We start from the raw sequence: 13,782 nt of genomic DNA on the forward strand, positions 1-13,782 counted from the left end.
GCTTTTCTTGCAGAACCTGTCTTTTCCCCAACAAACGCGGGATTCGGCGAGCGACTGGCGGAAGGCGCAACATGAGAAGCAGCCCCCCCATGAAGGCGTAGAGCGCCCACTCTTTGAGATCAGCGCGCACAATCCAGAGCATATGCAGCAATCCAAGCCCGAGAATCACGTACACCAGGCGATGCAATTTCTTCCAGCGCACGCCTAAACGACGCTGACTATAACGATTGGACGTCACCGCCAATGCCAGCAACCCCAGAAACCCGAGCGTACCGATAATAATGTACGGACGCTTGCGCAACTCCACACCCAGTTGGGACCAGTCGAAACCCAGGATGAATGCCATGTAGCTGCATAAATGCAAAACCACATACGCAAAACACCACAGCCCCACCTGCCGGCGCACAGCAATCCACCCGGCCCACCCAGTGAGCTTCTGCAACGGCGTCATACTCAAAGTAATCAGCAACAACACCAACGCCCCGAGCCCAAGCCGATCAACCAGGACTTTTCCAGGGTCCGGCCCAAGCAGATCTTCAAAGGCCTGATAGAACCACCACAACGGCCAAACCATCGCGGTGATGAACGCGCCCACACGCCAGAACGGATATCGCATCAGTAGTTCTTCCGCAGATCGAGCCCTGTATATAAAGAAGCGACTTCATCCGAATATCCGTTGAACATCTGGGTATCACGCACATTCGGCTTGAACAGGCTATTTGGAAGACGTCGTTCTCTGGCCTGGGTCCAGCGAGGGTGATCAACCGTCGGGTTCACATTCGCATAAAAGCCATACTCATCCGCCGCAATGCTCTGCCAGGTCGTTTTCGGTTGCTCGCTGACCAGACTGATCCGCACGATGGATTTCACACTCTTGAAGCCATACTTCCATGGCACCACGAGACGCAAAGGCGCTCCGTTCTGATTCGGCAATTCACGGCCGTACATGCCTACAGCCAGAATCGCCAACGGATTCATCGCCTCATCCAGACGCAGGCCTTCTACATAAGGCCAGTCGATCAGGGCAAACCCTGAACGCTGTCCAGGCATGCTCTTGGGATCCTGCAAGGTTTCAAAACGGATGTACTTGGCGTTGGATGTCGGCTCGACCTGCTTGAGCAGCGCCGAAACAGGGAAACCGATCCAGGGGATGACCATCGACCACGCCTCGACACAACGCAGACGATAGATGCGCTCCTCCAACTGGTAAGGTTTCATGAAGTCTTCCAGCGCATAGCGCCCCGGCTTACCCACCTCCCCGTCCACCACCACACTCCACGGTTCGGTCTTCAGCGATCCGGCATTGGCTGCCGGGTCCCCCTTGTCGGTACCGAATTCATAGAAGTTGTTGTAGTGGGTCGCGTCCTTATAGGGCGTGATCGCCTCATCCTTGACGTTCACGGCTCCCCATTTGATAGAAGACTGCTTCTCGGTAAACCAGGCGGGCGCATTGCCAGACTCGACATCGGCATAACGGGTGGCCTCTTCGGCACTGGCCCAGCGCGACAGGCTACTCACAGCCAGACCGACCGCCGTAGCACCGAGCAGTTGTCGGCGAGAGAGATAAATGGATTCAGGCGTGACGTCCGACTCGTGGCAGTCGGACGCTTTGGGGATTTTGATCAGCATGACAACTCCGCAGTTTTGGAGGACAGATGCACCCATAGACTGCGGAGTATGAGGGAAATTACATCACTCGACGTTTTTGTGGCGACGAAGATGCAACAAGTACTGCACAGGCCCCGAAGCCGCATAGGCAAGGAACACCAGCAGCAGAATGCGAGGAGGATCACTGAACACAACGGCGAACACCAGCACCACGGCCAGAATCGCAACGAACGGCACGCGCCCCTTCAGATCCAGTTCCTTGAAGCTGTTGTACTTGATGTTGCTGACCATCAGCATGCCGGCAGCCGCAACCATCAGTGCAACGAGGAAGGACATTTTCGAACCTTGAATCCCGTAATCGCTGAATGCCCAGACAATTCCGGCAACCACACCGGCAGCCGCCGGGCTGGCCAGACCGATGAAGTAACGCTTGTCGGCGGTCCCGACCTGAGTATTGAAGCGCGCCAGACGCAACGCCGCACCCGCTACATAAATGAAGGCGACCATCCAGCCGACCTTGCCCATGTCACCCAGCGCCCAGCCAAACGCGAGCAATGCGGGCGCGACGCCAAACGCAACCATGTCCGACAGCGAGTCGTATTCGGCACCGAATGCACTTTGTGTATTGGTCATGCGCGCCACGCGGCCATCGAGACCATCGAGCACCATGGCGACGAAGATCGCGATCGCCGCAAAGGCGAAGTACTTGCTCGCATTCGCCGAGTCACCGGCACTCAACGCTGCCTGGGCGCTCATCGAGTTGATGATGGAATAGAACCCCGCGAAAAGGTTCGCGGTGGTGAACAGGTTCGGCAGAAGATAGATACCACGATGCCGGACTTTCCGACCTTCTGCGTCATGCCCTTCTTCGACATGTTCATCGATGGGCAGCAGGCTTTCGGCGTCTGAAGCCTGGTTCGGCTCTTCGGGGCGTTCGCTCATGGACATTACCTTGCAACGGATTGGACATTTTCGACAGGTGTCTGGGACGACGGTTCGACCACAAACGAAGCAGCTTTATACCAGAACAGCCCGCCCATACGAAAAAACGCGGCCGAGGCCGCGTTTTTTCTTACAAGGATCGACGACTCAGTTTTTGGTTTTGTCGACAATCTTGTTGGCGCTGATCCACGGCATCATGGAGCGCAGTTGCTCACCGATGATTTCGATACCGTGTGCAGCGTTGTTACGGCGCTTGGCGGTCATCGAAGGGTAGCCGGTAGCGCCTTCGCTGATGAACATTTTGGCGTATTCGCCGTCCTGAATACGTTTCAGGGCGTTGCGCATGGCCTGACGGGATTCGGCGTTGATCACTTCCGGACCGGTCACGTACTCGCCGTATTCTGCGTTGTTGGAGATCGAGTAGTTCATGTTGGCGATACCGCCTTCGTACATGAGGTCAACGATCAGTTTCAGTTCGTGCAGGCACTCGAAATAGGCCATTTCCGGCGCGTAGCCAGCTTCAACCAGGGTTTCGAAACCGGCTTTTACCAGTTCAACGGTACCGCCGCACAGAACGGCTTGTTCGCCGAACAGGTCGGTTTCGGTCTCGTCCTTGAAGGTCGTTTCGATGATGCCGGTACGACCGCCACCAACACCGGCGGCGTAGGACAGAGCAACGTTCTTGGCGTTGCCCGAGGCGTCCTGGTAGATCGCGATCAGGTCAGGGATACCGCCGCCCTTCACGAACTCGGAACGTACTGTGTGTCCCGGGGCTTTCGGCGCGATCATGATCACGTCGAGGTCGGCGCGCGGAACGACCTGGTTGTAATGGATCGAGAAACCGTGGGAGAAAGCGAGGGTGGCGCCTTTCTTGATGTTCGGCTCGATTTCGTTCTTGTACAACTGGCCCTGGAACTCGTCCGGGGTCAGGATCATGACCAGGTCGGCGGCAGCGACAGCGGTAGCCACATCAGCGACTTTCAGACCGTGGGCTTCAGCCTTGGCAACGGTAGCCGAACCTTTACGCAAACCAACGGTAACGTCGACACCGGAGTCTTTCAGGTTGCACGCTTGAGCGTGGCCTTGGGAGCCGTAACCGATGATGGCAACTTTCTTGCCCTGGATGATCGACAGGTCGCAGTCTTTATCGTAGAAAACTTTCATGAATTTCCCCTTTATATCCAGGCCGCTCAGGCCATTCGCTAATTTGGTTTAGATGCTGAGTACTTTGTCGCCGCGAGCAATACCGGTCACGCCACTACGGACGGTTTCCAGAATCGATGCGGTGCCGATGGACTGAATGAAGCTGTCGAGCTTGTCGCTGGTACCGGTCAGTTGAACGGTATACACGCTGGCGCTGACGTCGACGATCTGTCCACGGTAAATATCGGTGGTGCGCTTGATCTCGGCGCGCTGTGCGCCGGTGGCCTTGACCTTGACCAGCATCAGTTCGCGCTCGATGTGAGCACTCTCCGACAGGTCCACCAGCTTGACCACTTCGATCAGCTTGTTCAGGTTCTTGGTGATCTGCTCGATGATTTCATCGTGGCCGACAGTGGTCAGCGTCAGACGCGACAGGGTCGGATCTTCGGTTGGCGCCACGGTCAGGCTTTCAATGTTGTAGTTGCGCTGCGAGAACAGGCCGACTACGCGAGACAAAGCACCAGGTTCGTTTTCCAGAAGCAAGGAAATAATGTGCCGCATGATTAGGTACGCTCCGTCTTGCTCAGCCACATATCGCGCATCGAGCCGTCTTTGATCTGCATCGGGTAGACGTGCTCGCTGGTATCGACCGAAATATCGATCACGACCAGGCGATCCTTCAGGGCGAACGCTTCTTCCATCTTCGATTTCAAGTCTTTCGACTCGGTGACACGAATGCCGACGTGACCATAGGCCTCGGCGAGCTTGACGAAATCAGGCAGCGATTCCATGTAGGAATGCGAGTGACGGCTGTTGTAACTCATGTCCTGCCACTGGCGAACCATACCCAGCACACCGTTGTTCAGGATGACGATCTTCACCGGCAAACCGTACTGCAGGCAGGTCGACAGCTCCTGGATGTTCATCTGGATACTGCCTTCACCGGTGACGCAGGCGACGTCGGCGTCCGGGAAGCTCAGGCTGATACCCATCGCCGCCGGCAGACCGAAGCCCATCGTGCCCAGACCACCGGAGTTGATCCAGCGATTCGGCTTGTTGAACTTGTAGTACTGCGCAGCGAACATCTGGTGCTGGCCCACATCGGAGGTCACAAAGGCATCGCCCTTGGTCACTTCGCACAGGGTTTCGATCACGGTCTGCGGCTTGATCTTGCTGCCGTCGCCTTTGTCGTAAGGGAACAGACCGCGATCACCACGCCACTCATCGACCTGCTTCCACCAACTGGCCACGGCGTCCTTGTTCGGGGTTTCGCCGATTTCCTTGAGGATCGCGACCATTTCGGTCAGGACGCTTTCCACCGGACCGACGATTGGCACGTCAGCCTTGATGGTTTTGGAAATCGAAGCCGGGTCGATGTCGATATGAATGATCTTGGCGTTCGGGCAGAACTTCGGCGCGCCGTTGATCACACGATCGTCGAAGCGCGCACCGACCGCCAGGATCACGTCGGCGTGGTGCATCGCCAGGTTCGCGGTGTAACTGCCGTGCATGCCGAGCATGCCGATGAACTGACGATCAGTGCCCGGATAGCCGCCCAGGCCCATCAAGGTATTGGTCACCGGCAGGTTGAGCATTTTCGCCAGCTCGGTCAGCGGCGCGGAGCCATTGCCGAGAATCACGCCGCCACCGGAGTACAACACGGGACGCTTGGCCGCCAGGAGCATTTCTGCCGCCTTGCGGATTTGCCCGGAGTGACCGCGAACGGCCGGGCTGTAAGAGCGCAGTTTGGCTTTCTTCGGGAAGATGTATTCGAACTTTTCGGCCGGATTGGTCATGTCTTTCGGGATATCGACCACGACCGGACCCGGACGACCGGATTGCGCCAGGTAGAAGGCTTTCTTCATGACTTCCGGGATTTCCGAAGCGTGTTTGATCATGAAGCTGTGCTTCACGATTGGCCGGGAGATACCGATCATGTCGGTTTCCTGGAACGCATCGGTGCCGACCATGGTGCTTGGCACCTGACCGGAAATGATCACCATCGGAATCGAGTCCATGTAGGCCGTGGCGATACCGGTGATGGCGTTTGTGGCGCCTGGACCGGAAGTCACCAGTACCACGCCGGCTTTACCGGTGGCACGGGCATAGCCGTCAGCCATATGGGTGGCCGCTTGTTCGTGACGAACCAGGATGTGGGTCACTTCCGGTTCTTTGAACAGGGCATCGTAAACATGAAGGAGAGCACCACCCGGGTACCCGTAGATATATTTGACGCCTTCGTCACGCAAGAAGCGGACGAGCATCTCACCGCCAGATAAAAGCTCCACGTTGTTCACCTCTAAAACGCCAGAATACCGTCCGCAAAAAGGCGAACGGGTCTTAATAGGTTTACTTCTCGGCAGAGCATGAGCGACGGTGGTCGCCGACTACGTCAGCACTGACTGAGCAAGTATTGGGATCGTCCCAAGTGTTGCGGGCCTTTCCCACCCAGCGCGAGGTAACGCGTTGCGGGTGTAACAGGTCGACGCGGATAGGCGCCTCATGATCTGCCGAGAGGGTCTGCTTCTGGCAGTCCCTGTACAGCGGACTTTGGATTCTTCTGTTTCGCCCTCTGCAAGTCAAGCCGTCAACGTGCTTAATTGTGGGTAACCACATGAGAACGCAAGAAAAAACCTGAAAAGCGCTACTCTGTTAGCGTCAATTGCGCAATTTTGCCAAGGAATCAGCATGCGAACGCTTCTTGCCGCTCTGCTGATCGGCCTCAGCCCCTGGTGCCTGGCCGGTCAGATCTACAAATGGGTCGATGCTCAAGGTGTCACGCACTTCGATGCGCAACCGCCGCAAGGTCAGCCGGCAACGACAATGCAAACGCCGCCCTCGCCCTCCACGCGTCCGCCAGCCATACCCGGCAGCGGCCCGCTGGGCGATCAGAAAGCCATCGATGACAAGGTCAGAAAACAGGTCGCCGACCAACAGAACCAGCTCAAGGTCTTTTGCGAACAGGCGCGCACGAATCTGGCGCAGCTGCAGAACAATCCGCGTCTGAGGGAGGAAACCGAAGGAGAGCTGCGCCGCCTGAGCGATACGCAACGTCAGGAGCGTATCGCGGAGACGCAGAAACAGATCGCCGAAAACTGCCAGTGATCACTGGCAGTCGGCGGTTCAATGAGCTGCAGTGATCAGCAGATCGAATTCTTTGAGCAACACCTGCAACTGTCGGTCCTGGCCCTGCAGATTGCGCTGGGCGAAGACCATCTGGGCCATTTCCTGAATGCCCGAGGCCTTGGGTAACGGCAGATCCTGCTCAAGGATCATCTTCATCCGCGGCAGAAAGATCCATTGCAGCCACTGCTCGAACTCGAGGGTGTCGACCGAGAACGGCTCGACACTGCTCAAGGCTTCGACAGAAGGCTGGACCTCGTCCCACCAACCCTGGGCACGCAGTTCACGCTCGATCAACAACAGTTGATCGGCGACTTTCGAGAGACGCGGGTCCATCACAGCGAAACCCTGGCTTTCTGACGGGCCAGTGCAGCGCCAGCAGAATCACCCTGCTTTTCGCGAGCCTGGGCGATCAGCTCCCAAAGGCTGGCCTGCAGGTCCGGACGACCGTTAGCCATGGTCAGCGCACGGCGTGCGGTTTGCTCGGCTTGCGGGGCATCGCCCTGGGCCATGCGCACCTGCGCCAGACGGTAAAGCACTTGCGGCTCACGCGGTGCAACGCGCTGAGCGCGCTCGAGGCTGGAGGATGCGCCATTCAGGTCGCCGCCGGCCTGCTGCTGCTGCGCAGTGGTCAGCAGAGCAAGTACCGGGCCGTCCAGTTGCTCATCAGCGGACAAACTGCCGCCACTGCTGGCCGAAGGAATGCCGCTCGGCGATGAAGGCATGCTGTAGCTGCCGGAGCTGATCGGCGCGGACTCGACCGGCGAAGGGTTATAGGGGCCCGGTGTGATACCACCAGAGGCCGGACCCGGAACGATCGGCGAAGTGCTGATCGGTGCCGACGTCGCGGCGCCGCCACCGGGCACCATCACCACTACGCCAGTATCGCCCTGCGGGATGGCCTGGGATTGCGCCTGACCTTGTACCGGGCGCTTGACCGTCGTTTTGCGAAAGCCGCCGTTGGCTGAAAGACGCTCGCTGTTGGATACGGTTGTGCCGGCGTCCACCACCGGGATCGAACCACGCTGTACGGTGGAGCAGCCGCTGAGCAAAGCCACGGCGGTCACCGCTGGAATCAACCACTTGTTCACTTGAAACCCTCTTCGCTTAATTCATCCAGCCCTTGACCCAATCCATCACCGACTCGCCCGATGTCGGGCTTTCGCCCGCACAGGATGCGCCGGGTGGCGGTTCGCTGCCGCGAATATACGGCATCTGCACGGCGCCGGGACAGTTGGCATCAGAGCCCTGGCCGGTACGCGAATCGACCCACGCCTGAACCACGTTGTCCGGTTGTGGCATGTCCAGCGGCAGCGGATCGGCCTTGCGCATGAAACTGGTCCAGACCTGCAACGCACCGGTAGCACCGGTGAACGGTGTCTTGCCGTTATCGTCGCGACCGAGCCAGACCACCGCCAGCAGATCCTGACTGAAACCGGCGAACCAGCTGTCGCGCGAATCGTTACTGGTACCGGTCTTGCCGGCCAGTGTCAGGGTTTTGGGCAGCACGTTGTAGACCGAGCTGCCGGTGCCTTCACGCATGACGCGCTGCATGGCGTTCTGGATCAGGTAGATCGACGCCGGATCAAAACGCTGCTCGATCTGGAACGGATAACGTTTGAGCGGCTCGCCTTCGGCGGTCAGTACACTGCGAATCCCGCGCATCGGCGTATTGAAGCCGCCGTTGGCCAGTGTCTGGTACATGGTCGCCACTTCGATCGGCGTCATGCCACCGGCCCCCAGCAGCATCGACGGGAACGCCGGAAACTCTCGGGTCACGCCCAGGCGCCCGATGGTCTTGAGCACATTCGGAACACCCACTGCCAGCCCGAGACGCGAGGTCGACAGGTTGTACGAATGCGCCAATCCTTGATAGAGGAACACCGTACCGTGGGAGCGACGGTCATAGTTCTGCGGCTTCCAGACCTGCCCGTCCGCGCCCTTGATGGAAAGCGGATCGTCCGACAGCCAGCTGGTGAGCGTGTACTGGCTCGGTTTTTCCAGCGCTGTCAGATAAACCGCAGGCTTGACCAGAGAGCCGATCGGACGCACCGCATCCAGTGCCCGGTTGAACCCTGCATAACTGGCCTGACGGCTACCGATCATTGCCTGGACTTCGCCGGTCTCCGGGTTGGTCACGACCATTGCCGCTTCCACGTCATCGGAACCCTTGCGACCGGCAAGACGCTTGAACGTGTCATTGACCGATGCTTCGGCTTTCATCTGAAGGATCGGGTCGAAGCTGGTGAAAATCCGCAGCCCCTCTTCGGTCAAGTCTTCGTCACGGTAGTCTTCACGCAGTTGACGCTTGACCAGATCGATGAAGCCCGGGAATGAACTGTCGGCCAGTTTGCCGCGCGTGGTCACGCCCAACGGCATTTTCTTAGCGGCTTCCACCTGTTCGGCAGAAGCCACGCCCTGTTGCTCAAGCACATCGAGCACCAGGTTGCGTCGCTCCAGCGCCCGCTCCGGGTTGCGACGCGGATTGTAATAGGAAGGGCCCTTGACCATGCCGACCAGCAGCGCGACCTGATGCAGCTTCAGTTCGGACAACGGCTGGCCGAAGAAGAACTGGCTGGCCAGACCGAAACCGTGCACCGCCCGCTGCCCGTCCTGACCGACGAAGACCTCGTTGAGGTAGGCCTCCAGAATTTCCTTCTTGTCGTAATGCAGCTCAAGCAGCATCGCCATCATGGCTTCGGTGAGCTTGCGGGTCAGGCTGCGTTCGTTGGTCAGGTAGAAGTTCTTGACCAATTGCTGGGTCAACGTACTGCCACCCTGGGTCATCCTGCCGCCAGACGTGTTGACCCAGATTGCCCGGGCGATCGACTTCGGCGACACGCCCCAGTGGCTGTAATAATCCCGGTCTTCCACCGCAACCAGGGTTTCCAACAGATACGGCGGCACCTGATCGAGCTTGATCAGAATCCGGTCTTCAAGGTTTTTCGGGTAGATCCCGCCAATCAGCAGTGGCTCCAGACGCACCACCGACAGCTTCGAACCATTGGTCGCCGAAAGTTCGGCCACGTAATCACCGGAAAATCGCACACGAACCGGCTGCGGTTTCTCGAGGCCTTCATAGAACTGGAAGCCACGGGTGTTCAGATCGACAGTGTTGCCGTTGACCGCAGCTGCGCCGGGGCCGTTGCTCACGGCTTCGCGGCGATAGCCCAAGGCATCGAGTTCGGTGAGGAAATCGTCCTTGCTCAGCTTCTGTCCGACGAACAGCTCGAGCGGGCGCGCGTATACCTTGGCCGGGATGGTCCAGCGCTTGCCGGAGAATTTCTCCTGCACCACGGCATCAAGGTAAACGGCGAAGCCGGCCAGCACCACAAGGCCGACCAGACTGAGTTTCAGGGCCCAGCCCAACCATGGGCGCAGGCCCCGGGAAGGTGGTTTTTTAGGAGTGCGGGGGGATCGAGTACGAGTCATGGCGGCGGATTATACGCACTTTATTCATACTCAACAGGAGCGCTCCGAGGTTTGCGTCGGGCGGGCGAGCGGCCATAATGGCGACCTCGAATTCCCCCAGTCTCTGAAGGATCGCCTGTGAGCCAGTCCCTGATCGCTGCCCTGCAAAACCCGGCCTTATACCCGCACCCTGTCGAAGGGTTCCAGGTCATCGAAACCCATATTTCGTGGGTCCTGCTCACCGGTCCTTACGCTTATAAAGTGAAGAAACCGGTGAACTTCGGCTTTCTCGATTTCACCAGCCTCGAATCCCGCAAGCACTTTTGCGGTGAAGAGCTGCGTCTCAACCAGCGCCTGACCGACGATTTGTATCTGGAAGTGATTCCAGTCACCGGCACCGCTGAAGCGCCGCAATTGGGCGGCGAAGGCCCGGCCATCGAATACGTGCTGAAAATGCGCCAGTTCCCGCAAACCGGGCTGTTGAGCACCCTGCAAGCCAATGGCGAGCTGACAACCACCCACATCGACGAAATGGCCGAGCAGATCGCTCGCTTCCACCTCAATGCGCCGAAGGTTCCGGCCGGGCATGACGCCGGTACGCCTGAAAGCGTGATGGCGCCGGTTCGTCAGAATTTCGAGCAGATCCTGCCATTTCTCAGCGACAAGGCTGATCTGTTGCAACTGGATGCCCTGCAAGCCTGGGCCGAAAGCAGCTTCGAACGTTTGAAACCACTGTTCGCCCAGCGCAAGGCCGAGGGTTTCACTCGCGAGTGCCACGGTGACATTCACCTGGGCAACGCCACGCTGATCGATGGCAAGGTGGTGATCTTCGATTGCATTGAATTCAACGAGCCGTTCCGTTTCACCGATGTCTGGGCCGACACCGGTTTCCTGGCGATGGACCTCGAGGACCGTGGTCTGAAATCCCTGGCCCGCCGCTTCGTCAGCCAATACCTAGAACTGACCGGCGACTACCAGGGCCTGGAAGTGTTGAATTTCTACAAGGCCTACCGCGCACTGGTCCGTGCAAAAGTCGCGCTGTTCAGCATGCCGGCCGACGCGACTCCGGTACAGCGCGCCACCACTTTGCGCCAGTACCGCAACTACGCCAACCTGGCAGAAAGCTACAGCACCATTCCTTCTCGCTTCATGGCGATCACCCATGGCGTATCTGCTGTAGGCAAAAGCCACGTGGCCATGCGCCTGGTCGAAGCGCTGGGTGCGATTCGCCTGCGTTCCGATGTCGAGCGCAAGCGTCTGTTCGGCGAACAAACCGTCGCCAATGATGTACAGGCCGGGATCTACAGTGCCGATGCCAGCCTTGCTACTTATGCTCGTCTGCATGAAATCGCCAACGTGATCCTGCACGCCGGTTTCCCGGTGGTGATCGATGCCACTTACCTCAAGCGCGAACAACGTGACAATGCAGCCAAGGTTGCCGAGGCCACCGGCACGCCGTTCCTGATCCTCGATTGCAACGCACCACAAGCGGTGATCGAGAGCTGGCTGGCGATTCGTCAGGCAGACAAGAAGGATCCGTCCGACGCCACGCTGGCCGTGATCGAAGCCCAGCAGGCCAATCGTGAAGCGCTGACCCCGGACGAAATCCTGCGCAGCAAGCGCGTGCAGACCAATGAATCCGGAACTCTGGATACCGTCGTGGCACAAATCCGCCAGCGTCTGCCGGGGCTGTAAGAAACTATTTCGGCCGTGAAGCCCTCGCTCGCTTCACGGCCGCCAAATAGTGGCACTATACTGGCGTCATAAAACCAACAGGTGATCTGACATGAGCCAGCCGAAACTTCTCGACACCCCGCTTTATGCCTTGCTGCACAAGGACGACATTGCCGGTTTCAACAAGGAACGCCCGAAAGACGGCCCGATCGACATGGTCGGTGGTGATTTCCGCGGCCTCGATCTGCGTGAACTGAACGCCGACGGCGTGGATTTCCGGGACGCCTACTTCCGTTCCGCCGACTTGCGTGGCATTGACTTTCGCAATGCATCACTGGAAGGCGCCAGCCTGGCCCATGCGCAGATCTCCGGTGCTTACTTCCCCCCGGAACTCAGTGCCGATGAAATCCTGATGTCGATGAATTTCGGTACGCGTCTGCGTTATCGCACCCGCTGAAACGCCTTGAAACCAACCCGTCCAGCGCCCCCGCTTTGCGCTGGACAAGGTGCCATTAGTCTCTCCCCGCCGTATTTCTCAGTGAAAAACTGACACCTCTTAGAAGCTTTTGCGTCGAATCCGACCAAACAACCACGCTTTTCCTACTGATGGCTACACTCCTGAGAAGATCGCCCCACGCACCATTCGGCCGTCGCAAGGAGGCTTGATGAATGATGAACTGCAACACCTGAAGAATCTTGGCAAGACGTCGGCGCAGTGGCTGCATGCCGTGGGCATCCACAGCGCCTCGGATCTGCGTCGCCTGGGCGCCGTGGATGCCTACCGGGCCGTGCGTACGCGCGGGTTCCGGGCGTCGAAGGTGTTGTTGTATGCGATCGAGGGGGCATTGATGGACGTGCACTGGAACGATATTCCCGCCGAACGCAAGGATGCTCTGAACAAACAGCTTGAAGCCATTTCCTCTCGCCACAAGAACTGACGGGCACTCACCTTCATGTACCTGCTCGGGGAACAATCGGCACCGGCCGAGGCGCTCATCAACCATTTGCAGAGTCTGCCCGCTCAATGGCTGCCGGGGCTTGCGCCATGCGGCCCCGCTCTGGAGCTGGAAGCCTCGCAGGATCTGCTGGCGCAATTGCCAGGCGATCAACTGTTTCTACTGACAGAGGGCACTGTCAATGGTCGCCTCGGTGGCCGCGCGTTGCTCTATTGGCAGGAAGGTGACCTGATCGGCCTGCAACAAGGCCCGGAGTGGGCGGACTGTATCCTTTGCTGCGATGCACCCGTGAGTCTGCAGCCGTTCCGGCGCAATGACCTGTTTCAACACCTGCGTACGGATCCTGCACGCTGGGACTCATTTCTGAACTATCTGCTGGGGCAAATGGCACTGCTGACTCATGCCGTCGCCGAACTGAAGCCGAGAGAGTTTCGCAGCACCAATGGATTCAAACGGGTCGAGGCTGGAGAGGTCTTGATCCGTGAGGGAGATCCTGCCGACCACGTATTCGTGATCATCGAAGGACATGCGCAGGCATTCGTCGGCGGCCACAAGGTTGGCGACGTACCCAGAGACGAGATTTTCGGCGCCATGGCGATATTCACCGGTGAGCCGCGCAACGCCACTGTCGTCACCTGCGAACCGAGTACCGTGATGCTGATTCCCGGTGACCAGTTTTTGAGCATGACCCGCAGCAATCCGAAAATCGCCCACAGCCTGATCGAAAGCATGGCGCGGCGCATCGATCAGCTCAACAGGCAACTCACCGCCCTTGAGCGCCCAAGCTGAAAGCCTGAATTTCGAGAGTTTTTCAGCCATTCACCAGACGATTAAAAGAAACGGAAAAACATCGATTGACTTGTTAATGAGAATCGCTATGATTATCACAACTGATCGCGAGATCGGTCGATATTCTGAAAAGCCC

General features: G+C 58.4%; 14 protein-coding genes. 5 read left to right on the top strand and 9 right to left on the bottom strand.

Annotated features, from left to right (window positions below):
• The 6 genes from msrQ to ACK6BI_RS04550 all read right to left on the bottom strand — a co-directional run.
• Positions 1–616, bottom strand: a 616-nt coding sequence (msrQ, locus tag ACK6BI_RS04525) for a protein-methionine-sulfoxide reductase heme-binding subunit MsrQ (RefSeq protein ID WP_409316150.1), incomplete at its 3' end; no start/stop codon positions are given.
• Positions 616–1,629: a protein-methionine-sulfoxide reductase catalytic subunit MsrP gene (gene msrP, locus ACK6BI_RS04530; protein ID WP_409316151.1), complete on the bottom strand. Its 1,014-nt coding sequence runs from the start codon at positions 1,627–1,629 to the stop codon at positions 616–618. The genes msrP and msrQ, both read right to left, overlap by 1 nt.
• Positions 1,630–1,692: 63 nt before the next feature.
• The gene (gene pssA, locus ACK6BI_RS04535; protein WP_085712132.1) at positions 1,693–2,550 is read right to left on the bottom strand and encodes a CDP-diacylglycerol--serine O-phosphatidyltransferase; all 858 of its coding nucleotides are present in this window, start codon (positions 2,548–2,550) and stop codon (positions 1,693–1,695) included.
• 147 nt (positions 2,551–2,697) lie between these two features.
• Positions 2,698–3,714, bottom strand: coding sequence for a ketol-acid reductoisomerase (ilvC, locus tag ACK6BI_RS04540; protein ID WP_017903922.1), 1,017 nt, complete (start codon positions 3,712–3,714; stop codon positions 2,698–2,700).
• Positions 3,715–3,762: 48 nt separating this feature from the next.
• Positions 3,763–4,254 carry an acetolactate synthase small subunit gene (gene ilvN, locus ACK6BI_RS04545; protein ID WP_003205610.1) on the bottom strand — a complete coding sequence of 164 codons (492 nt, stop codon included), beginning with the start codon at positions 4,252–4,254 and terminating at the stop codon, positions 3,763–3,765.
• Between the two features lie 2 nt (positions 4,255–4,256).
• Entirely contained in the window at positions 4,257–5,981 is a 1,725-nt protein-coding gene (locus ACK6BI_RS04550) for an acetolactate synthase 3 large subunit (RefSeq protein ID WP_409316152.1), read from the bottom strand.
• 400 nt (positions 5,982–6,381) lie between these two features.
• On the opposite strand from ACK6BI_RS04550, the gene ACK6BI_RS04555 reads away from it, so the two are divergent.
• Positions 6,382–6,798, top strand: a complete 417-nt coding sequence (locus ACK6BI_RS04555) for a DUF4124 domain-containing protein (protein WP_409316153.1) — start codon at positions 6,382–6,384, stop codon at positions 6,796–6,798.
• Positions 6,799–6,816: 18 nt separating this feature from the next.
• Here ACK6BI_RS04555 and ACK6BI_RS04560 read toward each other — a convergent pair whose 3' ends face one another.
• Genes ACK6BI_RS04560 through mrcB form a run of 3 tightly spaced genes read right to left on the bottom strand, consistent with a single transcriptional unit; the run spans position 6,817 to position 10,248 of the window.
• Positions 6,817–7,152, bottom strand: coding sequence for a YqcC family protein (locus tag ACK6BI_RS04560; RefSeq protein ID WP_409316154.1), 336 nt, complete (start codon positions 7,150–7,152; stop codon positions 6,817–6,819).
• Entirely contained in the window at positions 7,152–7,907 is a 756-nt protein-coding gene (locus tag ACK6BI_RS04565) for a tetratricopeptide repeat protein (RefSeq protein WP_409316155.1), read from the bottom strand. Before ACK6BI_RS04565 ends, ACK6BI_RS04560 begins: the two co-directional genes overlap by 1 nt.
• A gap of 16 nt (positions 7,908–7,923) precedes the next feature.
• The gene (mrcB, locus tag ACK6BI_RS04570) at positions 7,924–10,248 is read right to left on the bottom strand and encodes a penicillin-binding protein 1B (RefSeq protein ID WP_409316156.1); all 2,325 of its coding nucleotides are present in this window, start codon (positions 10,246–10,248) and stop codon (positions 7,924–7,926) included.
• Positions 10,249–10,365: 117 nt separating this feature from the next.
• Between mrcB and ACK6BI_RS04575 the strand changes: the two genes are divergently transcribed.
• From ACK6BI_RS04575 to ACK6BI_RS04590, 4 genes are all read left to right on the top strand, one after another.
• Positions 10,366–11,922 (top strand): AAA family ATPase, encoded by a 1,557-nt coding sequence (locus ACK6BI_RS04575; protein WP_409316157.1) that lies wholly within the window; start codon positions 10,366–10,368, stop codon positions 11,920–11,922.
• A 91-nt stretch (positions 11,923–12,013) separates the two neighbouring features.
• Positions 12,014–12,358 (top strand): pentapeptide repeat-containing protein, encoded by a 345-nt coding sequence (locus ACK6BI_RS04580; protein WP_065261603.1) that lies wholly within the window; start codon positions 12,014–12,016, stop codon positions 12,356–12,358.
• A 208-nt stretch (positions 12,359–12,566) separates the two neighbouring features.
• Positions 12,567–12,839: a TfoX/Sxy family protein gene (locus tag ACK6BI_RS04585; RefSeq protein WP_003228231.1), complete on the top strand. Its 273-nt coding sequence runs from the start codon at positions 12,567–12,569 to the stop codon at positions 12,837–12,839.
• A 15-nt stretch (positions 12,840–12,854) separates the two neighbouring features.
• Complete coding sequence (locus tag ACK6BI_RS04590; RefSeq protein ID WP_409316158.1) at positions 12,855–13,646, top strand: Crp/Fnr family transcriptional regulator; 792 nt, start codon at positions 12,855–12,857, stop codon at positions 13,644–13,646.
• Positions 13,647–13,782 lie beyond the last annotated feature (136 nt).

The sequence above is a fragment of the Pseudomonas sp. KCJK9016 genome (assembly GCF_046231795.1).
GTDB lineage: Bacteria > Pseudomonadota > Gammaproteobacteria > Pseudomonadales > Pseudomonadaceae > Aquipseudomonas > Aquipseudomonas bananamidigenes.